Genomic DNA, 26,730 nt, shown 5'->3' with positions numbered 1-26,730 from the left:
GTTGGCTTACTCGGGAATGGTCAGGGCATGCGACATGTCCTGACGTTGGGATGTACCGGTTTCACCGGTTTGCGCCAAACGCGCTTGCGCAACGGGGTGACGCAGCAAAAAGTACGACAGGGCGGGAATCAGGATCAGCGCGCCGAGCATGTTCCACAGGAACATGAAGGTCAGCAGGATGCCCATGTCGGCCTGGAACTTGATCGGCGACCAGACCCAGCACACCACGCCGGCTGCCAGGGTGATGCCCACCAGGCCCACCACCCGGCCGGTAAATGACACGGCGTTGCGATAAGCCTGACTCAGCGGCAGGCCCTGGCGCTGGTAATGCAACTGCACGCTGAGCAGGTACAAGGCGTAGTCCACGCCGATGCCCACACCCAATGCGATCACCGGCAGGGTCGCGACTTTCACGCCAATGCCCATGGCCACCATCAACGCCTCGCAAAGGATCGAAGTCAGCACCAGTGGCAACAAGGCGACCAGGGTTGCGCGCCAGCTGCGGAAGGTGATCAGGCAGAACAACGTCACCGCCGCATAGACGTAAAGCAGCATGGTGCGGTTAGCCTCGCGCACCACAATGTTGGTCGCTGCTTCAATCCCGGCCGACCCGGCCGCCAGCAGAAACTGGCGATCTTCACTGTTGTTCTCCCGGGCGAACTTTTCGGCGATGCCCACCACGGCATCCAGGGTCTCGGCCTTGTGATCCTTGAGGAAGGTGATCACCGGCATCAACGAGCAATCGGTGTTGAACAACTCCGGGGAGTTGACCGAGGCTTGCTGCGCGGCGTAGTTCAGCACGTCCTGATTGCGCTGGATGCTGTTGAGCTTGGGGTTGCCTTCATAAGTACCGGCGGTGATCTGGCGCACCGCGTTGACCAACGACGCCGTGGCCTGTACGCCCGGATACTGCTGCAGCTCCCAGGCCAGACGGTCGGCGAGGATCAGCGTCTTGTAGTTCAAGCAGCCTTCCGGCGCGGTCTTGATCATCACCGCGAACAGGTCGCTGGACAGCGCGTAGTGGCTGGTGATGTAGGCGTTGTCACGGTTGTAGCGAGAGTCGGCACGCAGCTCCGGTGCACCACTTTCCAGGTCGCCGATCTTCAGCTGCAAGCTGACCATGAAGCCGCCGATGCCCATCAGCACCGCGACCAATACCGCCCCCGTGGCCCACTTGCGCGTGGTGAAACGGTCGAGCAAGTCCCACAGTTTGCCGAAGCCTTTGTGCCCTTCTGCGCGGGTGTCGATTTTCAGCGCACGCTCGGCAGCCCTGGCGCCGACGCCGACATAAGACAGCGCCACCGGCATCAGCAACAGCGAGGTGAAAATCAGCACCGCCACGCCGATACTGGCGGTGATCGCCAGGTCGCGGATCACCGGAATATCGATCAGCATCAGCACCGCGAACCCGACAGCGTCGGCCAGCAATGCGGTGACGCCGGCAATGAACAGACGGCGGAAGGTGTAGCGTGCGGCGATCAGTCTGTGGGTGCCACGGGCGATGTCTTGCATGATGCCGTTCATCTTCTGCGCCGCGTGAGACACACCGATGGCGAAAATCAGGAACGGCACCAGCACCGAGTACGGGTCGATGGCATAGCCGAGCCAGGCGACGATGCCCAGTTGCCAGACCACCGCAATCAGCGAGCAGCCGACCACCAGCAAGGTGCTGCGCACGCATCGGGTGTAGGCGTAGATGATGATCAGCGAAGTGACGACGGCCAGGCCGAAGAACATCATCACCTGAATCAGGCCGTCGATCAGGTCGCCCATCAGTTTGGCGAAACCGATCACCCGGACTTTGTATTGGCCCTTGCCCTCCTCCCCGGCCTTGCGTGCAGCGCTATCGCCAGCGAACTCGATCTTGTCGCGCAACTGCTCCTCGAGCATTTGCGAAAAAGCGTGGTAGTCGATGCGCTGACCGCTGGCCGTAGCCTTGTCCAGCAGCGGCACGATCAGCATGCTCGATTTGTAGTCGCTGGCCACCAGACTGCCGACGATCCCGGCGCGGGAAATGTTCTGGCGCAGCTGTTCTATTTGCTCAGGCTTGCCCTCATAGGTATCGGGCATCACCGGGCCACCCTGGAACCCTTCCTCGGTGACTTCGGTCCAGCGCACCGCCGGGCTCCACAACGACTTCATCCAGGCACGGTCCACGCCTTCGGTGACGAACAACTGATCGTTGACCTGTTTGAGCACGTCGAGATAAGCGGGATCGAAAATATCGCCCTGGGTGTTCTCCACCACCACCCGTACCGAGTTGCCCAGACCGCGCAGCGACTGACGGTTTTCCAGGAAATTCTGGATGTACGGCTGGCTCTGCGGAATCATCTTTTCGAAGCTTGGACGCAGCTCCAGACGAGTCGCGGCCATGTAGCCCAACACCACGGTGGCCAGCGCCATTAGCAGCATGAACAACGGACGGTAGTTGAACACCAGCCGCTCCAGCCGGTTGCCGGAATGGCGGTCGAAATCCCGCAGATCGCGGATCACCGGCATGGTTTCTTGTTTGATATTGCCCATGTCTGGGTTCTCGCTCTAAGGGTTCGAGGGCTTATTCAACGGACAGCGTCCGTGCACCACGGCTGCCAACCACCACCAGCGCACCGTCGGCGGACTGAGTGGCGCCGGTCACCGGTGTCGGTGCCCGTTGCTGAACCAGATGCAATTGCGCGCCTGCGCCCTGGCTGACCAGCATCTGCCCGCCCTGGGTGAATAAGCGATAATTGCCATGGGCATCGACGATGCCGGCGGTGATGCTGACGTGCAGGCCACTGTCCAGCGGGGTCCAGCTGAAACCGCCATCGGTGCTGCGCAGCACATTGCCGCGCAAGCCGTAGACGAGCGCTTCCCCGGGCTTGCCGAGCACACCGAAAAAACTGCCCTGATAGGGTGTCTGCACAGCGGCGAAGCGCTGTTGGGCGTCGTCCCATTTCAGCAACAAGCCCTGCTCGCCGGCGATGTACAGCGCATCGCCGGTAGAGGCGATGGCGTTGAGGTGAAATCCCTGCGAGTTGTCGGTGCGGTCCTGAAACGGCGTCCAGCTCTGGCCGCCGTCTTCGGTGCGCAGGATCAGGTTGAACACCCCGACCACATAGCCGAGGCGATCGTTGGCGAACCAGACATCGAGCAACGGTTTATCGGCGCCCTGCGCCATCAGGCGCTCACCTTCGGCGACCCGCAGTGGCCATTGTTCGTTGCCCGGTTCTGCACGGGCCAACGCGCTGTAATGCTTGACCAGCAAGGCACCAATCTCGCGGCCGTCCAGTTGCTTGTGCCAGGTCGCACCTGCGTCGTTGCTGTGCAACACCACGCCGTCACCGCCCACCGCCCAGCCTTGGGTGGCGGAAGGAAAACTCACGGCATTGAGGTCGGCACTGACCGGCACCGCGGCCTGCTGCCAGTGTTTACCGGCATCATCGGAATACAGAATGTGGCCACGCTGCCCGACTGCGACCAGACGATCGCCGGCGCGGGCCATGCCGGATAACGGACTGTTGACGGCCAAGGCGCTGACACTGGCCGGCAGATCCAGCACGTCGACATAAGCGGACGCCTGGCTCAGGCCCTGCGACATTGCAAGCAGAGCGCCGAGCGCCAGTTGCAGATAGTTTTTGTACGAACACATACCGCGTCCTCTTCGGAAAACCGCGCCGGGACACACGTCCGTGTGCCTGACGTTCCAACTTGGCGCCCGAAACGATCGGCATGCGCCGACCGTCGTGCGGTCCCCTGCCTGGTAGGCACTGGACCGAACGGACGCTTTGTCACGATTTGCCTAGCGAATCCCGCTACCGGCCAGGGACTCAGGCGACCACTGCGCCTTGGAGAGCGGATCGATGTACTTGATGCCGCCGTAAGGCCCGACCACGCCATTGATGTTGTAGGAGCCACCCACCAGGTCGTAGATCATGAAGGGCGTGGAATCCGGGGTCTGCTTGTCGTAGCTCTGGCTGAGGAACGCGAAGGAGCCACGGTACAGCTGACCACGGGCGTCATATTGGTCAGAGGCCAGAGCGGTCCAGCTGTCTTCATCGAGATAGAAACGACGCTTCTGATAGATGTGCCGGGCGCCGGACTTGAGGTTGCCCTCCACCACCCACACCCGGTGTTTTTCCCAACGCACGTAATCGGGAGCCAGGTGATTGGCGGTGGTCAGCGACTTGGGGTCCTGGGCGTAGGTCAGCTTGTAGGTGTTGTAGGGCACGATCATTTCCTGCTTGCCCACCAGCTTCCAGTCGTAGCGGTCCAGTGCACCGTTGAACACGAAAACATCGTCGTAGGTGCCGGCGCCGGCGGTGCCAGGGTTAGGCGTGTCGTAGGCCAGGTTCGGTGCCAGTTTGACCCGACGCTGGCCAGGCAAGTATTGCCAGGCGCGGCGCGGTTGCTGCAGCGGGTTGGCGGCGTCCTTGAGCATCACCGCTTCACCGGCCCGGCGCGCAGGGCCGGTATAAGACAGCTTCATCTGGTAGTACACGTCGGCGCTGCTGATCGGCTGCGCCAGGTTCTCGTAGATCGGATAGGAAATGAACGCCTGCCCGGTGGTCGCCAGCGTCGGCACGCCAGCGGAGTCGACGTTCCAGGAGTCGTACTTGGAATTGATGCTGACGCCTTGAAAACGCAACAGGAAGTTCCACATGGCCTCGTTGCCCGACTGCGGAATCGGGAACGGCACGCCGGGCAGTACGTTATCGACAGCCAACCCACCTTCAAGGGACTTGGCACCGGTGGCGTTTTTCACGCCATTGTCCAGCACCGCCTTGGGCAACGAGACGGTGCGGTGGGTCGGGTAGACATTGACATGGAAACTCGGGAAACGCTTGGCCAGTTCCGCCGTGGTTGCACTGAGCAAGCCCTTGTACTGATCGACGTTTTTGCCATCGATCACCAGCAACGGTTTTTCGTTGACGAAGGGATCCGGACGCATGCTGTCACCGGACTTGAAACTGGCCGGCGGCGTGGTCAGGCCACCGTCGTAGGCGGGGATGGAACCATCAGCGTTCCCGGCCTTTTCGGCGCCCACCAGGGTCAGGCTGCTGCCCAACCTGGCAGCGTCCTGCGTTGAAACAGCGGCCTGTGCCTGGGCGGCAAGGACCATCGCCAGCGAAGCGGCCAACACGGTTTTTGCGAATTTCATCTTGTTATTCTCCTGCTTGCATTGAGCAAATCAGTGGTGCATCAAAAAGTGGTTTTCATCGTCAGGTAAACGGCGCCACGGTCCTCAGTCGTGGCCCCTCCACCGGAGAAGGCCGAGTAGCCACCGCCGTAACAGGCGTAGTTTTCATTGCCGCTAAAGGCATTGGGGGTGGAGCCGTCGCCGCTGCCGGCATTGGCCGCGCCGGTGCTCAGACCGCTGGCGTCGCACTTGTCGGTCTTGCCGAAGGAGTCCACGTACTTCAGGTCGATGAAGTATTTGTTGTACACAACGGCACCCACGCCCACGGCATAGTTGCCAGTGTCTTTGGCACCGCCACCGGACACCGGTGACACGCCGTCAAGGCCGACGTTGATGGACATCGGTGCGTTGAGGTCAACGCCGGGAAACACCTGGTACCAGGTCGGCGTGAAGTTGACCGCGATGCCCCAGTTGTCCCGGGTCGGCTGGTCGATGCCGCGATAGGTGTCATTGCCCTTGTAGAGCGCTTCGTTTTTGCTATCGAGCTTGAGCAGGTTGCTGTAGTACAACTCGGCGAGCAGGCTGGCCGAATCGAACACCGGGGTTTTCGGGAAGGTCATCAGGCCGTTGAGCGTCCAGTGCAAGGTGTCACCGGTGGCACTCATGCTGTCGCCCTTTTGCGGGGTGTCATAGATCACCCCAGTGGCCGCCGTGCGGGCCGGCAACAAGCCAAGACCTGCGCCCAAACCCCGTGGCCCTGTCGAGCTGACAACAGCGGGAATACTGGCCAGCGGCATGTTGTGACGAATGTTCAGGTCCGAACCCACACTGATACCGCCCACATCCTTGGACAGGCTCAGGCCGAAGATCTGAATGTTGTCGGCATAGGCCAGTTGGTAAGTGCTGGTGCTCAACGAATTGAGGGTGTTGACCACGGCCGGCACCATGCCGGCAGGCGGGGTGCCGTTGGGATTGGCCGAGGTCAACCCAGTGGCGTTCAACCAGGCTTGCGGCAGGATTTCCGAGGTTTCGCGGTAGTAAACACCGAGGGTGCCATCCAGCCAGGCCGGCGACCACTTGGCCATCACGCCCCAGTCTCCGCGCTTGTCCGGCGTCAGGTCGTGACCGCGACGCACATTGGTCAGCCCGTTGCAGGGCGCCAGACCACAACCCAGCGGACTGCCCGGCACCACGCCATTGGTGTTGCCCAGCAGGAACGACTGCGCGCCGAAGCCGACCAGATCGGAACCGCCGTAATAAGTGCCTGCTTCCGGCAGACGCGCGGCGTCCCAATCGAGGAAATACTGGGCACCCACGGTCAACTCGGGATTGACGGTGAACGACATCGACAACTGGTTACGCGGAACGAACAGCTCCTTGGCTTCGGTACCGGGCGAGGCAGCCAGTTTGGCCAGGTCCAGGCCGGACTGGCCATAGCTGACCGAGTGCACAGGGTTGAGGAGGGTTTCACCCCAGAACACGTTGTGCTGACCGGCCTTGACGCTCAACAGCGACTCCTCGCCCACTTCGGTGCTGTAGAACACGAAGGCATCGAGGATTTCGCCGGATGGACCGGTGTAGTAACGCTGGGCATAGTTGCTCAGGTGCGGGCTGCCATTGCCGACATTGTCGCCGGTGACCCCGGCCAGGCGCGGATCGTTGGCGACCAGACCCGACCGCGCGTCATTGCCGTTGACGAACGGGTTGGAATTGGAACCGGTGTTCTCGTAGGCCTTGTCGTACCAACTGGCGGCGCTGACGCGAAAGCCCATGTGGTTCTGATAGACCACATCCATTTCGGTCAACAGGTCAACACGGTTGGTGATGTTGGTCCCGGCCTTGCGGAAGTTGTAGTCGCCATCGTTGTTGTTCGGTGTCGCCAACAGGCGCTTGTCGGCGCTTTCGGTGCGTACGCCGTAGTTGTACTTCACGGTGTTATCAAAACGCACGGTCCAGTCCGGGTTACCTGTGTCGAGTTCGACCGCCTGCGCGACCGGCACGGCGGCGGCCAGAATGGCCGAGACCAACAAGGTGTAACGCGAGGGTGCGAACCCGTGACTCTTATTGTTGTGCATTGCGTTGTCTCCGCCTTTTTGTATTTGTTTTAAGCGCAGCCGCCCTCGCGCAACCCTTGTTCCAGGGATTTGCGTTTTTCAGGAGTGAGGGCAAATGCCGGATGGCTGGGGCCAACCGGCGCCTGAACTAGTGATCCAGCGCCAGGATGAGTGCTTCGGCTTGCGGCCAGTGGCCAAACCCGGCAGCCGGATTGAGATGACCCACCTCGCCCACGTTGAGCAGTTCGCTGCCCCAGCCTTCAGCCAGGCGAGTGACGGCGTCCAGGCTGGCGAGGTGGTCGTTGGTACTGGCAGCCACCAGACTGCGGAACGGCAGTGGCCCTTTTGGTAGAGGATTCCAACCCTGGGTGCGCAGGGTTTCAGCGGACGGGTAGCCTTGTGGCCAATGAGCATCGAGATCCGGAGGCGTGGCCAGCAGCGCGCCCTTGATCGGCCGACTGTGCTGCGCAGCCCAGTGCGCGACCATCAGCACACCGGCGCTGTGAGCAACCAGAATCACCGGCCCCTCGATCTGCTCCAGCGCGTGCTGGATTGCTTCGACCCGCTTGGCGCAATCGAGTTTGTCGGTTTCCAGCGGCGGCACACTGCGCACTTTGCAGAGCCTTGCCTCAAGCAACGTTTGCCAATGCTCGGCAACGTGCTCACGCAGGCCCGGTACGATCAGAACGGTTGCGGCAGTTTGCAGTTTGTCCACTTCAACACCTTCGCTTTCTCGATGACTCGACTGGCTCTATTCGCCAGGGGCTTTTTGTAGGACTGACATTAAAGAGCGCCCACCCGAGGCGCTTTTCATTGGACGTCAGGCACTTTTCTTTTCATGACAGATTTCCAGGTGTGGACGCGCCCCGACCACTGGTCGCAAAACCCCGCAGCTTCGCTGTGGGTCACTGTAATCAATGGGTGAGCGTCGATTGCGCCACGTCAACGGAGGTGATTCTGGACAGAATTGGGCGAGCGCCCTCGACAACGTCACAACTGTTCAATTGCTGATGTGCTGGATATAGTCGCCACGCTCATTTGAATCGCAACCGGCCCAGGAAAGACCTTCGCATGCCCAAGCTTGTTCGCGCCGCCGTGTTGACCAACTACCTGGAGGTCACCCAGTACCTGGGGTTCAACCCGCGTGATGTACTGGCCGGCGTCGGCCTGAGCAAAGCCCTGCTGCAAGCGCCCGAACACCGAATCCCCATTGATGCCGCCGTACGCCTGCTGGAAGATTCGGCCGCCGCCAGTGGCTGCCAGAGCTTCGGCCTGAGCATGGCCGAGTCGCGCCAGCTCTCGGACTTCGGTGTGGTCAGCCTGCTGCTCAGCCACCAGCGAACGCTGCGAGATGCGTTGCAGGTCGTGGTGCATTACCGTCATCTGATGAACGATTCATTGGCCATCTTCATTGAAGAGGCCGGCAAGATGGTGATCATTCGCGAAGAGGTGGTCACCGAATCGCCGATGCCCAGCCGGCAAGCCACCGAACTGGCCATCGGCGTGATGTTCCGCCTGTGTGCCGCGCTGCTCGGCAGCCACTGGCACCCTTACAGCGTCAACTTCACGCACCAGCCTCCCGACAACCTGCAACTGCATCGCCGCCTGTTCGGCTGCACACTGGAATTCGGCAGCGAGTTCAATGGCATTGTCTGCTCCGACGCCAGCCTCGACGTGACCAACCCCAATGCCGATCCGGCCATGGCACGCTACGCCCAGAGTTACCTCGACTCGCTGCTGAGCCACGAAGGTCCCTCGATGCTGTTCGAGGTGCGCAAAGCCATCTACCTGCTGCTGCCGATGGGACGCGCCACCATCGAGCAGATCGCCCAGACCCAGGGCATGAACGTACGCACCCTGCAGCGCCGCCTGAAAGACGACGGTTGCGCCTTCAATGACTTGATCAATGACGTGCGCCGCGATCTGGTGCTGCGCTACCTGGAAAACCCGAATTACTCGTTGGGCCGAATCGCCGACATGCTCGGCTACTCCATGGCGAGTTCTTTCACGCGCTGGTTCATCACCCAGTTCGGCATGCCGCCCGCCGCGTGGCGCGCACAAAAACACACCGCCAAAGCCCCCCGGGCCTGACCACCCTGCCCGGCTCCAGCGAACCCTGAATCGAACGCAACAGACGCAGGGCATGCAAAAAAAAGGTTCTTCACGGACTATCGGGAAAGAACCAAAAAAAAGCCCTAGCGTTTGAGGCTAGGGCTTTCTTACCCGGCGTCGGGCTGATTACTCCTGGTCGACTACATCACGCCAACTGGAAATAGCCGGTCCCACTGCCGGAGAACTCCCCGCCAATGCTCCCGCCATATTGCGATGGATGGACCAGTACGGCCAGCAGGCGCTGCCCTTCATAAAGGTGCAGGGTGAGCGAACCTGGACTAATCGACAATTGCAGCAACAACGAGATGCCGATGAGGTTCTCAGCATCAGGCACCTTGCCTTGCAGGTAGATACCGGAAAGATTGATATCGGTCCCCGTACCTGTCGCCTGGCCGATGAACCGCACTGCGGCTCCTTGCTGAGGAGCATTTGGTCCGATCTTGGCGGGTGACGCACTAATCTGGATGGTTTCGGTATGAGAGTAACCACCGTCGCCGCAACCTTCGAAGTTGAAGTAGCCGCAAATGTTCTGCGGCTCCCCGCATCCACACAATGATTGCGGATCCACGTTCTGATGGAGGACCTCTTCTAGCGCCGGCTTCGCATTGGAAAGCTCTCGCAGGCGTTTGATTTGTGCATCAAAGGCAGCCTGTGATTGCTTGTTGAGGGCATCGATCTGCTCAGGTTTTATGTCTTGAAGAGACGTCATATCTAAAATCCTTTTAGTTTTTGCAAAAAGACCTGGAGACATTGCGCCTCACTCGACCAGCGCACCGTCCAGGAGCACACCACGAACCCTTCGGCTCGCGGCCATCTTTTAAAGCACAATCTGAAAACGCTCGCAACTACTTTCATGGCGGCACAGATCCCCTGGAAAACATGCCAAGTTCTATGTCGGTACAAGGCTCGCGGGCCGGTGTGTGCTTGAGGATTAAGAACGACTTTCCCGGCAATCCGTGATGAACCAAAAAAAAGCGGCGACTGCTGGTACAGTCGCCGCAAAAGAACCGGTGTTTATGGACACCGGCCGAGGAGTCCTGTGGCGAGGGAGCTTGCTCCCTCGCCACTGTTTTGTGTGCCTACATTCCCCAGCGCAGCAACAGCAGCACCAGCACCACGAGGAACACCGTCTCCCCCACCATCAACAGGATCGGCTTGATGCCCACCGCCGCCAACTCCTTGAGTTGGGTTTTCATGCCCAGGGCGCTGATGGAAACCACCAGGCACCAGCGCGACAATTCATTGACCGATCCCTGCACCACCGGGGCTATCCAGCCGGTGCTGTTGATACAAGCCAGAATCAGAAACCCGACGGCGAACCACGGCAGCAGCGGCGGCCGTTTGCCGGCCGGGTCGGCGCCTTGCATACGGGTAATCATCGCGGCACAGACGATCACCGGCAGCAGCATGGCAACCCGCATCAGCTTGATCACCGTGGCCGTATCGCCGGTCTCGGTCGACATGCTGTAACCGGCACCGACGACTTGGGCGACATCGTGGATGGTCGCCCCCAGGAACACGCCCGCCACTTGCGGCGACAACGACAGCCGGTTGGCAATCATCGGGTACACGATCATCGCCAGGGTCGACAGCGCCGACACCCCGATCACCGTGAACAACGTCGCGCGTTCTTTCTGCGGATGGTTCGGCAATGCCGCCGCCAGCGCCAACGCCGCCGACGCACCACAAATTGCAGTGGCCCCGCCGGTGAGCATGCCGAACAAACGCTGGAACCCCAGGGCCTTCGCCGCGATCACCGAGACACCGATCGTCACCACCACCACAATCACCACCAGCGCCACAGGCTTCCAGCCCAGCGCGGCAATCTGTTCGAGCGTGATGCGCATGCCGAGCAACGCCACGCCAATGCGCAACACAGTGCGTGCCGTGAACTCGATGCCAGCCTTGCAGGCACCGTCACCAGCCAGGAAGTTCAGCGCCATGCCCAGCAACAACGCGAACAGCATCACCGGCGCACCGTAATGCTCGGACAAAAAGGACGCGGCCGCCGCCACGATCAGACTGACGACAAAACCCGGCGCCAGTTCGCGCGTTCGGCTATGGATACGGGTGAGAGCGATGGCGCTCATGGCGCGGACTCCTCGGAAACGATGACGATAAATGCCTGGTCGTCGATGATCTCGACCGGGTAGTTGGTAACTTTGAGCTGAGTTGAATTGAGCAAGTAACCGCTGCGCAAATCGAAGCGCAGGCCATGGGCGCAGCACTGAATCACCCGCCCCTCAAGGCGCCCGCCACACAGCGAGGCGCCCTGGTGCGGGCAACTGTCGTCGATGGCGAACAGGTCACCTTCGACGTTGAACAACGCCAGGCTTTTGCCATCGAATTCGAACAGCGCACGACCACCCGCCTGCGGGAGTTTTCCGGCAGGCACTGGGATACGAAGACTCATACCGGTTGCCGCTTGCGAGCACTTTCTTTCAGTGCCTGGCTCATGGCCCCGAGCAATGCCACTGCAGGTTGCGCGCCCACCACCGTCATGCGGCGGTCGAACTGAAAGCTCGGCACGCCACTGCTCGCCCCGAGTGACCCTGCAAATGGAGTGGCGTCACCCATCAGGCAGTCGGTCAACGCCTCGACATCAATGCCGCAGGAGCGGGCAATCGCGAGCAAGGTCTCACGGCAACCCAGGTCTTCGCCCTTCTGGAAATAAGCGGCGAACAGGCGCTCGAGCAAGATGTCACGCTGGGCAACATTGCCTGGCTCGCAGGCACGCTCGAAGAAACGATGAGCGTCTGCGGTGTTAGGCATTGTCGCGATGCGGCTCAAGTCAATGGCCAATCCGACCGCCGCCGCAGCCTGCTGTACCTGGGCCTGGCGCATGGCCACGGCGTCGGTATTGCCCAGACGCTTGCGATAGAAGTCGGCGAAGGGCTCACCTTGTACCGGCAACTGAGGCAGCAACTGCACGCCATGCCACACCGTGGTGATCTGCACATCCGGGTGGCGACTGCGAAACTGTACCTGCGCATGCTCCAGCTGACGCTTGCCAATCAGGCACCACGGGCAGATGAAATCAAAAAACACATCAATACGTAAACGACCACTCACAACTTCACCTCTAACGCCGCTTTGCCAATCGAATCGAGGACTTGCTCGCCCTTAAGCCGGGCAATGTCCTTGTGGTAATGACACTTGGCATAAAAGAACACGGCCGCAGCCGCGATGCTGACCAGTGGCACCAGCTGAAAAGCAGCCTGCAAGCCGATAAGGTCGGACACCCTGCCGGTGATGAACGGCCCAGGCGCCAGCCCCAGCATGTTGTTGGCCAAGGTCAGCGTGGCGAAGGCCGTGCCATGCACCGAGTAATGGGTCAGGTTGGCAACCATGGCTCCACAAGGGCCGGTCGTGCCGGCGGCAATCAACATGCCCAGGCAGATCAGTCCCAGTTGCACAGGCCCTGCCGGCAGGGCGAACGCCGCCGACAACAGCAGGCAACTGCCCAGGCAATAGGCGATGGCCAAGGCGACTTTGCGCTCCGGCGAATGGCGACACAGTCGATCGCTGAGCATGCCGCACAGGATCATCCCCGCACCGCTGCACAGCACGATGATCGCGGCGACTCCGCCCGCCTTGTCGGTGGCCATGTGGTAATAACGATTGAGGTAACTGGGCATCCACACAATGACGGTGCCGCCGACGAACAGTTGCAAGCCACTGCCGATGTAGGCAGCGATCACCGAGCGGCTGGAAAACAACGTACGCAACGGCCGCTTGACCGCGGCAGTCGTCTTGTTCGCCGCTTGGGCGGCACGTTGCGGCGCAATGCGTGCTTCCTTGACGATGACCGGGTAAAGCACCGCCAGCAGCAGGCCGAACAGCGACATGCCAGCGAAAGACCAGCGCCAGCCAAGCTTGGCGGCGATTGCACCGCCCAGCGCCATACCCAATACCGAACCAAACATACCGCCCGCCATGAACGCACTGGCCAGGGTTGCACGCATGTGTTTGGGAAACACCGAAATCACCACTGCGATGCCGACGCTGCCATACGCCGCTTCGCCGACGCCGACCATGAACCGTGCAATGAACATCTGCTGATAGTCCTGCGCCAACGCACAACCCAGCGTCGCCAGGCTCCACAGCAAAGCCATCAGCGCCAGGCTCTTGACCCGGCCGAAGCGATCCGCCAGCAATGACAGGGGAATAGTCAGCAGCCCCACCATCAGCGCGACAATGCCACTGAGCAGGCCGAGCTGGCCGTCGCTCAGGGCCCATTCGCCCTTGAGCATCGGGAACACCGCGTTCAGCACCTGGCGCGACATGTAATCGGAAATCAACAGACCGAACGTCAATGCAAAGACGATCCAGGCGTACTTGCGCGCAACGCCGACGCCACTGCAGTCATCATCGTCTGCGGCGATTGGGTGAAAGGCCATGCAGCCTCCTCAAAGCTTCGTTTTATTGTTGTTATCAAGCGTGTTGCAGTGCAGCGAGCGGGAAGCCATCGCCCCCCGCTTCGTCTGCCGATCAGCCGCGTTGCGGCACACCTTTCTGCCCAGCCTTGCGGTTGGGGGCCATGCCATTGGCCAACAGGGTTTCTTCGATGTTTTGGTACTGCACACCGATGCGATAGATCTCGCGGGCCTCTTTGCCCGTGGCAATTTCACGACCCAGTTCATGGGCGATGCGTACGGTTTGCTTGATCTGCGCAACCGAGCCAAAACGATCGCCCTTGTGATCAATGATAGTGTCTTCATTGCCCACACGCGGGTGCATACCCATGGCCATCGACATGGTGTTGAACGGCATGACGTTCTTGAGCAGCGACTCGGAGGTCAGGGTGCAACCGTCTGGCGCGCGGTGGATGAAGTTGAAGAAGTTGAACGGATTGGGGCCATCGAAACCGCCACCGATACCGATCCAGGTCAGGTTCAACGGGCCCTTGTAGACGCCCTTGCGCACCAGGCGCTCAAGGGTTTCCATGGCATGCATGCCAGTCAGCTGGAAGTGCGGCTGGATGCCGTTGTCCATCAGACGCTTGAGGTGCTCGGCGACCCAAGCCGGGCCGGCCGGTACGGTCATTTCGCTGTAGGCCGCCTGATAGGCAGGATTGGCCAGGGACGTGCCTTCCAGGTATTCCGGATACAGCAGCTCCATGATGTTCATTTGGGTGGTGTTGATGGCCACCGTGACCTGATCCGGTTTTGGCGTCAGCTCGGCCAACATGTGCCGCGTATCGTCAGACAGCCACTTGGCGGCTTCGCCATCGCTTTCCGGCGCGAAGGAAATCGAACCACCGACCTGGATGATCATGTCCGGCACGGCTTCACGCACGCCAGCGATCAACTCGTTGAACTTGGACAGGCGCTTGGAACCCTTGCCGTCCAATTCACGCACGTGCAGGTGCAATACCGTTGCACCCGCCTCATAACACTCAACCGCCTTCTGCACCTGCTCGTCCATGGTCAGCGGGATGTCTTCAGGGAAGTCTTCCGGCATCCACTCGGGGCCATACGGGGCCACGGTGATGACTACTTTTTCCATGTTTTCCGGGTGCAGGGAATCGTCGAAGAATTGCATGAGTTACTCCTGTTCTTATGATTGTTCCGCCCACCCGGGATCGTGCCGGGCAGGCGTGTCTACGAGAGCGAATGCAGCGGCGGTCGATCAGTAAGTCTTGTCGCCGATGATGCCGGCGCGTTCCATCTTGCGATGGCACGGCGGGTAATCCATGACGGCGTAGTGCTGGGTACTGCGGTTGTCCCAGATGGCGATGCTGTTGGGTTTCCAGCGCCAGCGAACCTGATACTCGGGGATGTAGGCCTGGCTGATCAGGTAGCGCAGCAACTCGCTTGCGCCCGGGTTGGCGTCCTGGCCGAAGCGCACCCGCTCGGGGGTGTGGTAGTTGCTCAAGTGCGTCGTGAAGGCGTTGACGAACAGCACCTTTTCCCCGGTTTCCGGGTGGGTGCGCACCACCGGGTGCTCGGCGTCCGGGTACATCGCCTTGAGCGCCAGACGCTTTTCGATCGGCATGGCGGCACCGAAGCTCGCTTCGATGCTGTGGCGCGCGCGCAGGTCGGCGATCTTCACCTTCACGTCTTCGGGCAAGCGCGCATAGGCCTCGACCATGTTGGCCCACATGGTGTCGCCACCCACCGGCGGGCACTCTACGCAACGCAGCACGCAGCCCATCGGCGGCGCCTCGCGCCAGGTCGCGTCGGTGTGCCAGGCGTTTTCGTAGCGGTCCATCGGCTGGTCCGGCCGCTTGTAGATGCGCACCAGCCCTGGATGATCCGGATCACTGCCGGCCACCGGATGATCCTCCAGCTCGCCAAAGCGCCGGGCGAATGCCACATGCTCGGCGCGAGTGATGTCCTGATCACGCAGGAACACCACCCGATGCTTGAGCAGCTGAGCACGAATCTCGGCAAAAAGACCGTCGTCATGGACTGCGTCGGCGAGGTTGACGCCCACCAACTCCGCGCCAATGCTGCAGGTCAATTGTTCGACTTTCATGGCAGACGACTCCCTTAAATGACGAAAATCGATGAGCCCGTGGTTTTGCGAGATTCCAGGTCGCGATGGGCCTGCACGGCATCCTGTAAAGCATAGTGCTGGTTGATCTCGATCTTGATCCGACCGCTGCCGACATGGTCGAACAACTCGCCGGCCAGGGCGGCTTTTTCCGCCGGGTCGGCAATGTAATCGGCCAGGGCCGGACGGGTCATGAACAGCGAGCCTTTCATCGCCAGCAGTACCGGATCGAAGGCCGGGATCGGGCCGGATGCCGTGCCGACACAGACCATCAAACCGCGACGCTTGAGCGAATCCAGGGAGCCCATGAAGGTGTTCTTGCCGACACTGTCGAACACCACGTTGACCCCCACGCCGTCCGTCAGCTCGCGAACCCGCTGGGCGACGTCTTCATGGCTGTAGTTGATGACATGCGCGCAGCCATGGGCACGAGCGATTTCACCCTTGACCTCGGTGGACACGGTGCCAATGACGGTCAGGCCAAGCAGCTTGGCCCACTGCGAAACGATCAGGCCTACGCCACCGGCAGCGGCGTGCAGCAGAATGCTGTCGCCGGGCTTGAAGTCGTAAATGCGTCGCATCAGGTACGAGGACGTCAAGCCGCGCATGGTCATGGCCGCGGCGGTCTCGAAACTGATGGTTTCCGGCAGCTTGATCAGCGGCGCAGCCGGGATCAAACGCTCGGTGCTGTAGGCGCCCAATGTATTGAGGAAACCGGTGTAGGTGACACGATCGCCGACTTGTACGTTGGTCACCCCTTCGCCAACGGCCTGGACCACACCGGACGCTTCAACCCCCATGCCGTTGGGCATCGGAATCGGGTAAGTGCCATTGCGAAAGTAGGTGTCGGCATAGTTCAGGCCCACCGCCACATGACGAAGACGAACCTGGCCTGGACCGGGATCGCCGACTTCGACCTCTTCATAACGAAGGACTTCGGGACCACCGGTTTCGTAGAAGCGTACGGCTTTGGCCATTTTTTCTTATTCTCCAGTCTCAAGTTGGGCGTACTGCGTCGAATTGCGCTGATTGGACTGTAGGACGCCGTCTGGCGAGTCGCTTCTCATCAGACGACAATGGCTTTTCATTTCATGACAGTGGGCACTGCATCGGCCCCTGCGATGGATGACTTATCCAGTGCCTCTCGATACCCTGCGCATCTCGGTGCCTGATGGTGTTCCAGGTCAAACCACCTCCCTCCAGACGAGCATGTAATGAAATCCCCTGCCGGTTTGCTGCTGTCGGCTATTGAGCTGGACCGTGCCAGCGCCATCCCCCTGTACCGCCAACTCTATTTGCAGATTCGCAAACAGATTCTCAGCGGAAAAATGCAAGGGGGCGTGCGCCTGCCGTCGACGCGGACCCTGAGCAAGGAGTTGGCGCTGTCGCGGATCACCATTCTCAATGCATTCGATCAGCTGATTGCCGAAGGCTTTTTGGCGTCGCGTACCGGGGCCGGTACCTATGTCGGCGATGAGTGGGAGAGCCGAGGGATTGCCGACGAAGAGCAACACCAGCCACCTCGCCTGTCCGACCTGAGCCAGTCCATGCTGTCGCTGCGCAGCAGTCACTTTCGTGGGGTTTCCTATACCGATTGGGACCCTGCGACCCCCACCTCATTCCTGCCTAGCCACAGTACCTACGACGCGTTCCCTCTCGCTGTGTGGCGGCGCTTGATGAACCGCCACCTGCTCAAGCCGACCAAGGCCATGCTTGGCTATGGCGAACTGCAAGGGTTACAGGCCTTGCGCACGGCGATTGCCGAGTACGTCTTTGATGCCCGTGGCATCGATTGCAGTGCCGAGCAGGTGGTGATCGTTTCAGGGGCCCAGCAAGCCTTCAACTTGTTGGGCATGCTGTTGCTCAATCCGCAGGACAGCGTGTGGATGGAAGACCCGGGACACATCGCGGCGCGCATTGCGTTGCAGGCCCAGGGGGCTCAGGTGGTCCCGTTGCGGATCGATGAACAGGGAATTGATATCCGGCAAGGCCTGGCCGAGTGCCCTGACGCCCGCCTGGTATTCACCACGCCATCTCGCCAGCATCCCTTGGGCGTGACCATGAGTTATGCGCGGCGCCAGGCACTCATCGACTGGGCCGCGCAGTATCAGAGCTGGATCATCGAGGACGATTGCGACAGTGAATTCCGCTACAGCGGCCGCCTCCTCCCCGCGCTCTACGCCATGGACCGGATGGCGCGGGTGATCTACGTCGGCACCTTCAGCAAAGTGCTCTTCCCCTCGCTAAGACTGGGCTATGTGATTTTGCCGCAAGCCCTGATCGAACCCTTCTGTACCCTGCGCGCGGTGATGGATCGCAGCCCGCCCACGCTGCTCCAGGCGACGACGGCGGACTTCATGCGCGAAGGCCACTTCCTCGGCCATATTCGCCGCATGCGTGCGCTGTACCAGGCTCGCCAGCAAGCATTGGTCGAGCAACTTCAGCAACAGCTGGGCGGCTTCTTCAACATCACCCCGGTGGAAGCCGGCATGCACCTGATCGCCTGGCTGCCACCCACGCTTGATGACGACGCCATCGCCAGGGAACTGGCCCGGCACAACATCCACACCTATGCCCTGAGCGACTACTGCCTTGAGCATGTCCTGCCACCTGCCCTGCTCATCGGTTTCGCCGGTACACCTGAGGGCCAGGCGCAAGAACGCGTCGCAGCACTGGCCCGAGCCTTGAGCAAAATGGGGTACCTGCAGGCCACTTGAAACAAGGCAAGTGGTCTTATGATTTAACTGATAATGGATCTATCGAGAGTTCCTGACTGGCGCGATAAAGGCTGCGCCGGTAGACCCGGCGTCTGACCAGGAACGACTCGAATGAACAATAAGATCCAAGAGCGATTCAATGCCTTGCTCAGCCACAAGGCTGCCGAGGCAGGAACACCTCCCCTACTGACTGAAGCACTGGCTCGCCAACTGCTCGACCGCCTTGGGCAGATGCGCTTGTTTGCGCATGCCTATCCCTTGCTGACCAACCTCACCCATGGCCGTGTCACGCCTGCCGACCTGCTGGATTTCGCCTATCGCCACGAGCTGCAGGGTCTGAGCCTGCACTTGCTCGACGGCGAAGAAAACAGCCTGAGCCAAATGACGCCCGCACAGCTGCAAGCGTTTGCCGACAAGGCCAATGCGCTCGCACTGGATGTGCACCTGGAAATCAGCAGCACGCTGAAAAAAGATGTCGATCAAGTGATCGCCATTGCCAAGGCGCTTGGGGTTCGCAACATCCGCGTTTACTCACGTTACGAGGGGACGCTGTCCCGGGTCATGGACGTGATCGAGTCAGACCTGCATTACCTCGCGCAGCAGGCAGATGAGCACGACCTGTTCTTCGACTTCGAGCAGCATGAGGAACTCAAGAGTGCCGAGATCGCGCAACTGCTGAGCCGGCTAAACCACCCACGGCTGCATGCCTTGTTCGACTTCGGCAACATGATCAACGCCTGCGAACAGCCCCTGCCGGCGCTGCGCACCCTGGCACCGCACATACGCCAGACCCACCTCAAGGGTGTGCGCATCGTCCCCGAGCAACACGGATTCGGCCATTACGGCGTGCTGCAGGGCAGCGACGATGACGACCTGCCGAGCGCCCGCATGCTGTTCGAACTGTTGATGCTCGGCGACTCAACCCCGCAAGTGATTGCGTTCATTCTTGAGCAGGAAAATCACTACGTCGCCCCGGCGTTCCGCCAGACCTCTGAGGCTGCCGATCCATTCATTGCCTACCGGGAAATGAGCGACACGCCACTCCCGGACGGCTACTCGCTCGAACGAATGCTCGCCGACGAACACCGTTGGGCGAACAACCAGGTCGCCTATGTACGAAGCCTGCTGGCCGAGTTCCGAACCCTGGCCGAGTTGACCCTGGCCAACCGCGAAAACGCCTGAACCCGACGTTACTACCCAATTACGCCTGGAGAACAATAATGACAACTCGTGACAAGGCCAAATGGCTCAGATTCCTGATTCTCATCCTCGGTGGTGGCACCATCTACAAGCTGGCGAACCTCAAGGACGCCTTCTATATCCCCATGCAAGAATTCATGGGTTTGAGCCACACTGAAATCGGCCTGCTGCTGAGCGCCAACGCCATCATCGCCACTGCACTGTTTGTCGTCGGCGGCATGCTCGCCGACCGTTACGACACGCGCAAACTGATTCCCATCGGCCTGATCGGTACCGGCGGCCTGGGGCTGTATCTGGCGACCTTTCCGCCCTTCAGCAATCTGCTGATCGTATTCAGCCTGTTGGCCATCTGCGCCGATTGCTTCTTTTGGCCCTCGCTGCTCAAAGCCATCCGCAATCTGGGTGACGATCAGGAACAGGGTCGGTTGTTTGGACTGTTGGAAGGTGGGCGTGGCGTCATTGATACCCTGGTCGCCTTTTCTGCACTGGGCGTCTTCGTCGCCATGGGCTCCGGCGAAGCCGGGCTGAAATCGGCCATCCTCTTCTACTCGGTCATCGACATTCTGGCCGGAACCCTGACCTGGTTCCTGCTCAAGGGCGGCAGCGCACAGTCGATTGCCAAGCCGAAGAACGGTATGGCGAATCTGTTCGAAGCCATCAAGGTGCCGGGTATCTGGCTGGTCAGCCTCAACGTGTTCATGGTCTACATCGTCTACTGCGGCCTGACCTATTTCATTCCCTACCTCAAGGAAATGTACGGGCTGCCCGTGGCACTGGTGGGCGCCTACGGCATCATCAATCAGTACTTCCTCAAAATCCTCGGTGGCCCCGCCGGTGGTTTCATTGCCGACAAGCAATTCAAGAGCACCAGCCGCTATTTGAAATGGGCATTCCTGGCCTTGCTGCCGCTGATGGGCGTCATCCTGCTGATCCCGAAAAGCCCGAGCTTTATCTATGCAGGCATGGCCGCCACACTGTCCTTCGCGCTGATCGTATTTTCCATGCGCGGCGTGTTCTGGGCGCCCATGGGTGAAGTCGGCATCCCTTCGCACATCACCGGGTCAGCCTTCGGTATCGGCTGCCTGATCGGCTACGCACCGGGCATGTTCGCTTACGTCATCTACGGCGCAATCCTCGACCATTTCCCGGGTCAGCAAGGCTACAACTATGTCTTCAGCTTGATGAGCCTGTTGGCCATTGTTGGATTCATGGTGTCCAGCGTGTTGTATAGGAGCGTGCGGAATAAATCGGTGGCAATGGGTGGGATTGGTGCGGTGCAAAACTGATCGGTGGAGCTCTCACCCTGGACTTGAAATCGTTGAGGGTTGCGACTATCAGTGAGGTTCAATCCTTCGAGGGCAATAACATGCCAACGACTGAAGAATCGATAATCGCAGCAGCAAGGCTGCGCGCCGCCTACCGGGGAGAAAACGAGGCACTGGCTGCAGCTTCAGCGCTCGAGGCACTGGCAGTGCTGAAAAAAACGTTAAAGGGAGATAAGTACCAAGAGGCGCTCGAAAGACTGTATATCGAGTATTCAACCTCTTGATCCACACGTGCCGCCTTAGCGGCGGCACATGGTTTACTTATTGAGGACAGTTTGAACTCGCATCACCTCGGAAGACCGCAAGGGCAGCACCGCAGAAACGAGAAGGAACAACTGACCAGGCTTCACTTGCTGCCAGTACGTGACCATTCATCCTCCCTGGCGCTCGCTGCACTGGCGACTATCAACGCCACTACACAGGCAACCAACGAGAACAGAGCAAAAGCCCCCATCACATGCAAATAAGGCAGTACGTGATTCCACGCTCGAGCTACCCCCAGGAAAGCGGCAAATAACCAGCCGCTCATAGAGAGAGCCCCCAAGAGAGCGAGGCGAGTGCGGCCGGAGTTGCGTAACAAGACAAAGGGGGCCTTCTGCAACAGCGGGAAACCGATCCGATGCAACAAAGCGCCATTGAGGCTAAGCAGCACGACAATACTCACCTTGGCCCAGAGCTTTTGATTAAGCAAATACGCGCTCCCCTCATAGAGGTAACCCTGTAGCACCAGCAACAAGCCACTTCCCCAAAGAGCCAATAGCGCGAGCGTGACGATTTTTTGAGTCTCTTCGAGGTACTCACGCTGCACCTCACTCAACACATCCTTGCGCCAGCCCCATAGCTTTTGATCCGCCTGCAACACCCTCCCCAGAGCAATACAGGTGGCAATCAGATGACCATACACGAGTAGCATTTTGAGCATTACCTTGACCTTATTTTTATATGGGCAATGCACTCCCTCGCACCCTTGATTTGAAACTAAATGATACAGATTCATATTTGTATCAACAAGTTACACAATCAGCCATCCATCTGGAAGCGGCTGTTTTTGCGGGGTTTTTCCTAGCCCGGCGTTTGAGGAGCTGACGAGTCTGCTCGGTCAACGTCAGCGAGCCAACGGGTGGGGGCAATGTGCCCCAGCCAGCGGGCCGATGGTTAGTCACCTCAACTCGAGTGGATGAAATTTTGAACGCCCGCCGCCGCATCAAACGATGTGCACACTGTCTCTGCTAAAATCCAGCCCGGCCCGCCCAGGCTTTATGCCGCCCACCAGAAACACCAAAGCCCAGCACTCGACTGGGCTTTTCGATGAGCGTGGATCGCTTATCAAATATCTATTCAAAGGATGAACACAATGAGCCGCACTAGCCATATCTGTCTGATGGCGACCTATAACGAGTGGATGAGCGCCAAGGTCCATGAAGCAGCCAGGAGCTTGTCCGATGAAGAACTCTCGGCAGATAGGAAAGCTTTTTTTGGCTCTATTCTCGGGACTCTGAACCACTTGGCGGTCGGAGATACGATCTGGCTGAAGCGATTCGCCAAGCACCCAACGAACCACTTGGCACTGGAGCCGGTGAAGCAGCTTCCTGATCCGAAAAGCCTCGATCAATTGTTGTTCTCTAATATTCGAGAGCTCTCAGCGTATCGAGAATGGCTCGACCGAATAATCATCAAATGGGCTCAATCCATTACGGAGTCCGATTTAGATGCCCCCTTCAATTATGCAAACATGAAGGGTGTAGTGTCCGCTAAGGATTTTTACAGCCTGGTCGCATTTTTTTAACCATCAGACCCATCATCGCGGCCAGGTTACAACTCTGCTTTCGCAGGCGGGTGTCGACGTAGGCGATACGGATCTAGTCGTTTTGATTCCATCCGAGTCCCGCACATAGCAAAAAGCCCAGCATTAGACTGGGCCTTTTCACGTCAGGACATGTGGAGTTTCAGGCCACCATCCCTATCAAAATCCGCATTCTGAAAGTGGGGACCGTAGCATTTGTCATTACTTGGATCGGATCACGATCGTAGATGCGAGCATGTCACCCAGCCGTTTTCGTGAGCCAAAGAAAATAAATATCCAATCAAAAATGCTCAGAAACGGCGTAGTGATGTTGCGTATAAAAGATTGATATAGATTGCAGTTAAGGTAGCTCTGCTCATCAATCACGGACATCCCCAGCAGCTTTTTACCCAAGCTTTGACCATTGGGCATTGCATCGGAAAACAGGTAATACGCCGCGCCTGATCCTAAAGCCAGAAGGGCGACCACGGTTGGCGGTAAACCAACAAACTCGGCTGCTCGCCCTACGGCGTAGAACAGAAAGAAGGTGGTTATGGAGTCAATCATTTGTCCCCCCCACCGACGTCCCAGGCCAGCCAGATTATTGGGCTTCTGGTACTCGCTTTGGGTGTTGCTGATTTCCATGCGTTGTCACTCCGTTGGTATATGGATACAGGAGTATCGGCACCACGTTAGTAACATTGAATTACGTCGTTTCACCAGCGACCTACCGCAGCATGTGATTGATTGCGCATCTTTGTGAGAATCAGATGTGCTCTGTCGTGGTCCCCCGAAGAGATGATCTACGACGGCCTGCGGTACAGGGTCAGAGAAGAAATTGCGGCGCCGGGCCCGGCTCGGCACCCGGCAGAAGCTTGATGAACTGATGGCCTGGAACAGCATCAAGGTAATCAACGAGGCGATGCAGCATCTGACTCTGAACGCTCATGCGTTCGGGCCGACGCTGTACTATCAGGCAATGGAAAGTCCGCGCCACAAAGTGCAGATAAGCGAAAACGTGGCTCGGATATTTCGGAATGAGAGCTTGGCCGAGCTCAAGTGTGATCCAGGCGATGAGATCATCGATCCTTAAAATTTATTCCAAGTTCAATTCAGGCTGTCCTTCACGAAGGACCACTCACCGAGCGCGACCTGCTACTGGGGTCGGAGTTACGATTCCTTCATCATGCTGCAAGATTATATTTTTTAGTTCGGCTGCTGCAGAGTGCAGATCCACTGACTCATCGCCTAAATCAATAAGTAACCCGTCGATTTTACTCCTGCTGATCCGATTTCTACGCCACTTCCGCTCGAATCCGCCAGCAGTTGCCATCCCCGCAAGAGAAGCGGCCAACGCAGTGGAAAGGGTTGCCCAGGTGGGCGCTTGAATCTGGATAAAAATAATTGCTCCCAAGCTGCAGAGAATGCCACCGAAAGTTACAGCGTGATGCGCGGCACTCCAAGCCTTCTGCCCAGTCAGAAAATTGCTGCGCAAAGCTTCACATTGGGTTTTCAGCGAAATGACATCCATGTGCCCACCTCAGATTCGATCATGCGACAGCTAGAAGCCTAGTCCATTCCTTTATCAGCGGTCTTTTTGCTACCGCTGATAAGGGTAATGAAACTGTTAACAGGCTATATCACTGGAGGCTCAGGCTCGAAATACACATCTATGATCCTGCCCTCTTCGTCAAGAAACAGTGTTACTCGACTTGGCTCATATTCTTGAGTAACTGCGTCGCCGTTTCGAACAACACGGCATTTTTTGCCGACTAGATCCTTGATCGTCGTTGGAGCCACCGACAGCGACAGTGCCCAAGGCCACGGAACATCACCGCCACCACTTCCTCCATTACCACTCATACAGTCACCTCCTGATGCCGAAAACCGCCTCCGAATTTGAAGTATAGGCAGCGCCTCATTCAGAGGAGACAAGGTTGGTTAACCGCGCCACCGCCGATGCTTCCAAGAGATAGAGCTGGTTGACCAGCATGAACTCGCGCAGCAGGTTCCTGCGCAAAGCGATCGACCGCAAGATGCAGGGTATCGAAGCGGTTCAAGCGGAATACCAGTGGGGTGGGGACTGGAAGACGGTCAAGGCGGAGCTTCGCCGGCTGCGCATTCGCTTGCACCTGTCGGTTCGCGACCGTGATGAGCTCGCCACGCATGAGGCCTGCGAAGCGATCTTGGCATGGGGAAATGTCGATGGCGCCGTCGGATTCCTCAAGAAGTAAATGCACGACAAGAACTTGGCGAACTACCTAAAGCAGTCCCCGCAAAAGTCCCTACAAGCTTTCGACAAGAAAGCCCCCTACGCTCCGGCGTCCTGCCGACCGAAACACAATCAAACCTCCCTGCAATACCAAGACTGCGTGTACAGAACACCGTCGACCTCTTCCTGACCACTCAACATGAAGCCGAGCGTTGCCATGCTGGTTAGACGAGCATCAAGAAGCGGCCGAAGTGGTGACGCTGTAAGGCCTTACCACTCGTCGGACGTCAATTTATTAAGGTGAGGATACCTTGCATTTGCGCGTTTACAAGCTTGACTGAAGCCTTGCATCAACTTGAGACAAGATAAAAAAACGTGTTAAGCCAACAAACTAACACATCCAGTACCGATCAATTCAACCGCCTATAATCTATGAAAATTTTCATTGAGCTAACCTAACTACTGATTCTTCTGTAGCAGTGGAAAGTCTGCATCTATGTTTTAAAAATAGGGAGCCTACTCATGGAACACTCAATCCAAAAAGGATATAAATATGAGCATCACGATCACAAACGGAGCAAGCAGAACAGTTCAAATTGCAGTCAGCGTATGGGCGCAAGGCGGCAGTGACGACTATTACTCACTAGAACCCGGCAAAGGTGATACATGGGGGCGTAATGACCTAAGAGGTTACTTGATGGCTATAAAAGGCCACTCCCAATCAGGTGTATATTACGTTGCCTTTGACAGTCAAATCGTCATAGAAGACAATCTTGTAAAAGATCGCGGCCAAACTATTAGACCACTCGCCTCGAATAATCAATAGCATCAAAAAATGCGTTGAATCATTTCCAGCGCATGCACTAAATGGCCAGCATCTCACATGATGCTGGCCATACGGCATGGCGTAGAGATAAAAGTGATAGCTGCGCAAAATCATCCCAGCAGACTTACTTATCTCACAGTTGCTGATGCTCTCGATACAAGCCTGGCCAACCTTGAAAATGAGAGACTGCAAGCATCGCTTCTACTCCAAACCTTACTTGGCCCAGCTGTATTAATGCCATCACTTCAGAGCTTGAGAATTCAGTTGCAAGGAATTTCTAATGGAGTGGGAGTACAAAGGACTGCGGTACAAGCCAGGAGAGCCGCTGTTGCTGTTGCAGCTGCAGTTGCAGTTGCAGCTCCCGCTGAGAATGATCCAATGTTGCTTCTCTAGCTCATTTACAAGAACGTACGGCACCGACCGTATCAAGGCCATCAACGCGGCGAAACAGTTGAACCTGGAGTTCAATGCGCGGTGCTGACCTGATCGGCACCGTCATGGGGAGCTCGTCGGAATCATTCGGAGACTTCCTCGAAACCTACGAACGCGACGTCCTGCCGCCAAGGGAGTTGGGCAAGGGTACCCTAGCCTGTACGCCGTCCACTTCCGCCGCTTCCGGAGGCACTTCGAAGGCAAGGCCGTTGACCAAATCGCATGATCGCGGAAATGCTGGAATATAAGCGAAATCACCGGTAGTTTTGCGCCAGTTTTACGCAGGCACAAAAAAACCGATCTATCTGATCGGCTTAATTGTCTGATTTTACTCAGAATATATGGTCGGGACGGAGTGATTCGAACACTCGACCCCTAGCACCCCATCTCCTTTTTCATACTTCTTGAAAGACTCCAAAATTTTACTCTGGATTTTTCTAAGCTAGTATTTACTT

Annotated in this window: 25 protein-coding genes and 2 pseudogenes; 10 read left to right on the top strand and 17 right to left on the bottom strand. The window is 58.4% G+C overall.

The window, feature by feature from the left end; all coding sequences use genetic code 11:
• Positions 1-6 precede the first annotated feature (6 nt).
• The 5 genes from AB7M22_RS07295 to AB7M22_RS07275 all read right to left on the bottom strand — a co-directional run bounded on the left by AB7M22_RS07295 (position 7) and on the right by AB7M22_RS07275 (position 7,885).
• Positions 7-2,523, bottom strand: a complete 2,517-nt coding sequence (locus AB7M22_RS07295) for an efflux RND transporter permease subunit (protein ID WP_454185721.1) — start codon at positions 2,521-2,523, stop codon at positions 7-9.
• Between the two features lie 31 nt (positions 2,524-2,554).
• Positions 2,555-3,628 carry a WD40/YVTN/BNR-like repeat-containing protein gene (locus AB7M22_RS07290; protein ID WP_454185720.1) on the bottom strand — a complete coding sequence of 358 codons (1,074 nt, stop codon included), beginning with the start codon at positions 3,626-3,628 and terminating at the stop codon, positions 2,555-2,557.
• A 150-nt stretch (positions 3,629-3,778) separates the two neighbouring features.
• On the bottom strand, positions 3,779-5,137 hold the full coding sequence (locus AB7M22_RS07285) for a DUF1329 domain-containing protein (RefSeq protein WP_454185719.1): 1,359 nt from the start codon (positions 5,135-5,137) through the stop codon (positions 3,779-3,781).
• A gap of 41 nt (positions 5,138-5,178) precedes the next feature.
• Positions 5,179-7,191: a DUF1302 domain-containing protein gene (locus AB7M22_RS07280; protein ID WP_454185718.1), complete on the bottom strand. Its 2,013-nt coding sequence runs from the start codon at positions 7,189-7,191 to the stop codon at positions 5,179-5,181.
• Between the two features lie 127 nt (positions 7,192-7,318).
• Entirely contained in the window at positions 7,319-7,885 is a 567-nt protein-coding gene (locus tag AB7M22_RS07275; RefSeq protein WP_454185717.1) for an RBBP9/YdeN family alpha/beta hydrolase, read from the bottom strand.
• Positions 7,886-8,241: 356 nt separating this feature from the next.
• Between AB7M22_RS07275 and AB7M22_RS07270 the strand changes: the two genes are divergently transcribed.
• Positions 8,242-9,261 (top strand): AraC family transcriptional regulator, encoded by a 1,020-nt coding sequence (locus AB7M22_RS07270; RefSeq protein WP_454185716.1) that lies wholly within the window; start codon positions 8,242-8,244, stop codon positions 9,259-9,261.
• 166 nt (positions 9,262-9,427) lie between these two features.
• On the opposite strand, the gene AB7M22_RS07265 is transcribed toward AB7M22_RS07270, so the two are convergent.
• The 8 genes from AB7M22_RS07265 to AB7M22_RS07230 all read right to left on the bottom strand — a co-directional run bounded on the left by AB7M22_RS07265 (position 9,428) and on the right by AB7M22_RS07230 (position 16,757).
• Complete coding sequence (locus tag AB7M22_RS07265; protein ID WP_454185715.1) at positions 9,428-9,991, bottom strand: hypothetical protein; 564 nt, start codon at positions 9,989-9,991, stop codon at positions 9,428-9,430.
• Between the two features lie 370 nt (positions 9,992-10,361).
• A complete protein-coding gene (locus AB7M22_RS07260) occupies positions 10,362-11,372 on the bottom strand; it encodes a YeiH family protein (RefSeq protein ID WP_454185714.1) in 1,011 nt (336 codons plus the stop codon).
• Positions 11,369-11,695 carry a Rieske (2Fe-2S) protein gene (locus tag AB7M22_RS07255; RefSeq protein ID WP_454185713.1) on the bottom strand — a complete coding sequence of 109 codons (327 nt, stop codon included), beginning with the start codon at positions 11,693-11,695 and terminating at the stop codon, positions 11,369-11,371. Before AB7M22_RS07255 ends, AB7M22_RS07260 begins: the two co-directional genes overlap by 4 nt.
• On the bottom strand, positions 11,692-12,354 hold the full coding sequence (locus AB7M22_RS07250) for a DsbA family oxidoreductase (protein ID WP_454185712.1): 663 nt from the start codon (positions 12,352-12,354) through the stop codon (positions 11,692-11,694). The genes AB7M22_RS07255 and AB7M22_RS07250 overlap by 4 nt, the downstream gene beginning before the upstream one ends.
• Positions 12,351-13,682 (bottom strand): MFS transporter, encoded by a 1,332-nt coding sequence (locus AB7M22_RS07245; RefSeq protein ID WP_454185711.1) that lies wholly within the window; start codon positions 13,680-13,682, stop codon positions 12,351-12,353. The genes AB7M22_RS07250 and AB7M22_RS07245 overlap by 4 nt, the downstream gene beginning before the upstream one ends.
• 91 nt (positions 13,683-13,773) lie before the next feature.
• A complete protein-coding gene (locus tag AB7M22_RS07240) occupies positions 13,774-14,826 on the bottom strand; it encodes a 3-keto-5-aminohexanoate cleavage protein (RefSeq protein WP_454185710.1) in 1,053 nt (350 codons plus the stop codon).
• A gap of 87 nt (positions 14,827-14,913) precedes the next feature.
• On the bottom strand, positions 14,914-15,762 hold the full coding sequence (locus AB7M22_RS07235) for a TauD/TfdA dioxygenase family protein (RefSeq protein WP_123721011.1): 849 nt from the start codon (positions 15,760-15,762) through the stop codon (positions 14,914-14,916).
• Positions 15,763-15,776: 14 nt separating this feature from the next.
• Positions 15,777-16,757 carry a quinone oxidoreductase family protein gene (locus AB7M22_RS07230; protein ID WP_454185709.1) on the bottom strand — a complete coding sequence of 327 codons (981 nt, stop codon included), beginning with the start codon at positions 16,755-16,757 and terminating at the stop codon, positions 15,777-15,779.
• A 237-nt stretch (positions 16,758-16,994) separates the two neighbouring features.
• On the opposite strand from AB7M22_RS07230, the gene pdxR reads away from it, so the two are divergent.
• The 4 genes from pdxR (at position 16,995) to AB7M22_RS07210 (ending at position 21,246) form a co-directional block, all read left to right on the top strand.
• Entirely contained in the window at positions 16,995-18,497 is a 1,503-nt protein-coding gene (gene pdxR, locus AB7M22_RS07225; RefSeq protein ID WP_454185708.1) for a MocR-like pyridoxine biosynthesis transcription factor PdxR, read from the top strand.
• 111 nt (positions 18,498-18,608) lie between these two features.
• On the top strand, positions 18,609-19,679 hold the full coding sequence (locus tag AB7M22_RS07220) for a sugar phosphate isomerase/epimerase family protein (RefSeq protein WP_454185707.1): 1,071 nt from the start codon (positions 18,609-18,611) through the stop codon (positions 19,677-19,679).
• A 38-nt stretch (positions 19,680-19,717) separates the two neighbouring features.
• Positions 19,718-20,983 (top strand): MFS transporter, encoded by a 1,266-nt coding sequence (locus tag AB7M22_RS07215; RefSeq protein ID WP_454185706.1) that lies wholly within the window; start codon positions 19,718-19,720, stop codon positions 20,981-20,983.
• Positions 20,984-21,063: 80 nt separating this feature from the next.
• Positions 21,064-21,246 carry a hypothetical protein gene (locus tag AB7M22_RS07210; RefSeq protein ID WP_007897082.1) on the top strand — a complete coding sequence of 61 codons (183 nt, stop codon included), beginning with the start codon at positions 21,064-21,066 and terminating at the stop codon, positions 21,244-21,246.
• Between the two features lie 122 nt (positions 21,247-21,368).
• Here the strand turns inward: AB7M22_RS07210 and AB7M22_RS07205 are convergent, their stop codons facing one another.
• Positions 21,369-21,944, bottom strand: coding sequence for a hypothetical protein (locus AB7M22_RS07205; protein ID WP_454188764.1), 576 nt, complete (start codon positions 21,942-21,944; stop codon positions 21,369-21,371).
• A 432-nt stretch (positions 21,945-22,376) separates the two neighbouring features.
• Between AB7M22_RS07205 and AB7M22_RS07200 the strand changes: the two are divergent.
• A pseudogene (locus tag AB7M22_RS07200) lies at positions 22,377-22,917 on the top strand (DinB family protein).
• Between the two features lie 110 nt (positions 22,918-23,027).
• Here AB7M22_RS07200 and AB7M22_RS07195 read toward each other — a convergent pair.
• On the bottom strand, positions 23,028-23,450 hold the full coding sequence (locus tag AB7M22_RS07195; RefSeq protein WP_454185705.1) for an RDD family protein: 423 nt from the start codon (positions 23,448-23,450) through the stop codon (positions 23,028-23,030).
• Positions 23,451-23,691: 241 nt separating this feature from the next.
• On the opposite strand from AB7M22_RS07195, the gene AB7M22_RS07190 reads away from it, so the two are divergent.
• Positions 23,692-23,898 carry a hypothetical protein gene (locus tag AB7M22_RS07190; protein WP_454185704.1) on the top strand — a complete coding sequence of 69 codons (207 nt, stop codon included), beginning with the start codon at positions 23,692-23,694 and terminating at the stop codon, positions 23,896-23,898.
• Positions 23,899-23,943: 45 nt separating this feature from the next.
• Here the strand turns inward: AB7M22_RS07190 and AB7M22_RS07185 are convergent, their stop codons facing one another.
• On the bottom strand, positions 23,944-24,336 hold the full coding sequence (locus tag AB7M22_RS07185; RefSeq protein WP_454185703.1) for a hypothetical protein: 393 nt from the start codon (positions 24,334-24,336) through the stop codon (positions 23,944-23,946).
• Positions 24,337-24,440: 104 nt separating this feature from the next.
• Positions 24,441-24,668 carry an I78 family peptidase inhibitor gene (locus tag AB7M22_RS07180; RefSeq protein WP_454185702.1) on the bottom strand — a complete coding sequence of 76 codons (228 nt, stop codon included), beginning with the start codon at positions 24,666-24,668 and terminating at the stop codon, positions 24,441-24,443.
• Between the two features lie 128 nt (positions 24,669-24,796).
• Here AB7M22_RS07180 and AB7M22_RS07175 point away from each other — a divergent pair, with 128 nt between their 5' ends.
• From AB7M22_RS07175 to AB7M22_RS07165, 3 genes and pseudogenes are all read left to right on the top strand, one after another.
• Positions 24,797-25,039 carry a hypothetical protein gene (locus tag AB7M22_RS07175; protein ID WP_454185701.1) on the top strand — a complete coding sequence of 81 codons (243 nt, stop codon included), beginning with the start codon at positions 24,797-24,799 and terminating at the stop codon, positions 25,037-25,039.
• A gap of 531 nt (positions 25,040-25,570) precedes the next feature.
• Complete coding sequence (locus tag AB7M22_RS07170; protein WP_454185700.1) at positions 25,571-25,843, top strand: hypothetical protein; 273 nt, start codon at positions 25,571-25,573, stop codon at positions 25,841-25,843.
• Positions 25,844-26,252: 409 nt separating this feature from the next.
• A pseudogene (locus tag AB7M22_RS07165) lies at positions 26,253-26,498 on the top strand (integrase); the annotation flags it as partial.
• Positions 26,499-26,730 lie beyond the last annotated feature (232 nt).

It is taken from the genome of Pseudomonas sp. ADAK2 TE3594, from assembly GCF_053628675.1.
This window is presented reverse-complemented; position numbering and strand designations above follow the sequence as displayed.

Bases quoted from the DNA above. Each gene is read 5' to 3' on its own strand.
- AB7M22_RS07295 (WP_454185721.1), bottom strand. From the start codon at position 2,523: ATGGGCAATATCAAACAAGAAACCATGCCGGTGATCCGCGATCTGCGG.
- AB7M22_RS07290 (WP_454185720.1), bottom strand. From the start codon at position 3,628: ATGTGTTCGTACAAAAACTATCTGCAACTGGCGCTCGGCGCTCTGCTT.
- AB7M22_RS07285 (WP_454185719.1), bottom strand. From the start codon at position 5,137: ATGAAATTCGCAAAAACCGTGTTGGCCGCTTCGCTGGCGATGGTCCTT.
- AB7M22_RS07280 (WP_454185718.1), bottom strand. From the start codon at position 7,191: ATGCACAACAATAAGAGTCACGGGTTCGCACCCTCGCGTTACACCTTG.
- AB7M22_RS07270 (WP_454185716.1), top strand. From the start codon at position 8,242: ATGCCCAAGCTTGTTCGCGCCGCCGTGTTGACCAACTACCTGGAGGTC.
- AB7M22_RS07265 (WP_454185715.1), bottom strand. From the start codon at position 9,991: ATGACGTCTCTTCAAGACATAAAACCTGAGCAGATCGATGCCCTCAAC.
- AB7M22_RS07260 (WP_454185714.1), bottom strand. From the start codon at position 11,372: ATGAGCGCCATCGCTCTCACCCGTATCCATAGCCGAACGCGCGAACTG.
- AB7M22_RS07255 (WP_454185713.1), bottom strand. From the start codon at position 11,695: ATGAGTCTTCGTATCCCAGTGCCTGCCGGAAAACTCCCGCAGGCGGGT.
- AB7M22_RS07245 (WP_454185711.1), bottom strand. From the start codon at position 13,682: ATGGCCTTTCACCCAATCGCCGCAGACGATGATGACTGCAGTGGCGTC.
- AB7M22_RS07240 (WP_454185710.1), bottom strand. From the start codon at position 14,826: ATGCAATTCTTCGACGATTCCCTGCACCCGGAAAACATGGAAAAAGTA.
- AB7M22_RS07235 (WP_123721011.1), bottom strand. From the start codon at position 15,762: ATGAAAGTCGAACAATTGACCTGCAGCATTGGCGCGGAGTTGGTGGGC.
- AB7M22_RS07230 (WP_454185709.1), bottom strand. From the start codon at position 16,757: ATGGCCAAAGCCGTACGCTTCTACGAAACCGGTGGTCCCGAAGTCCTT.
- pdxR (WP_454185708.1), top strand. From the start codon at position 16,995: ATGAAATCCCCTGCCGGTTTGCTGCTGTCGGCTATTGAGCTGGACCGT.
- AB7M22_RS07220 (WP_454185707.1), top strand. From the start codon at position 18,609: ATGAACAATAAGATCCAAGAGCGATTCAATGCCTTGCTCAGCCACAAG.
- AB7M22_RS07215 (WP_454185706.1), top strand. From the start codon at position 19,718: ATGACAACTCGTGACAAGGCCAAATGGCTCAGATTCCTGATTCTCATC.
- AB7M22_RS07210 (WP_007897082.1), top strand. From the start codon at position 21,064: ATGCCAACGACTGAAGAATCGATAATCGCAGCAGCAAGGCTGCGCGCC.
- AB7M22_RS07205 (WP_454188764.1), bottom strand. From the start codon at position 21,944: ATGCTCAAAATGCTACTCGTGTATGGTCATCTGATTGCCACCTGTATT.
- AB7M22_RS07195 (WP_454185705.1), bottom strand. From the start codon at position 23,450: ATGGAAATCAGCAACACCCAAAGCGAGTACCAGAAGCCCAATAATCTG.
- AB7M22_RS07190 (WP_454185704.1), top strand. From the start codon at position 23,692: ATGGCCTGGAACAGCATCAAGGTAATCAACGAGGCGATGCAGCATCTG.
- AB7M22_RS07185 (WP_454185703.1), bottom strand. From the start codon at position 24,336: ATGGATGTCATTTCGCTGAAAACCCAATGTGAAGCTTTGCGCAGCAAT.
- AB7M22_RS07180 (WP_454185702.1), bottom strand. From the start codon at position 24,668: ATGAGTGGTAATGGAGGAAGTGGTGGCGGTGATGTTCCGTGGCCTTGG.
- AB7M22_RS07175 (WP_454185701.1), top strand. From the start codon at position 24,797: ATGAACTCGCGCAGCAGGTTCCTGCGCAAAGCGATCGACCGCAAGATG.
- AB7M22_RS07170 (WP_454185700.1), top strand. From the start codon at position 25,571: ATGAGCATCACGATCACAAACGGAGCAAGCAGAACAGTTCAAATTGCA.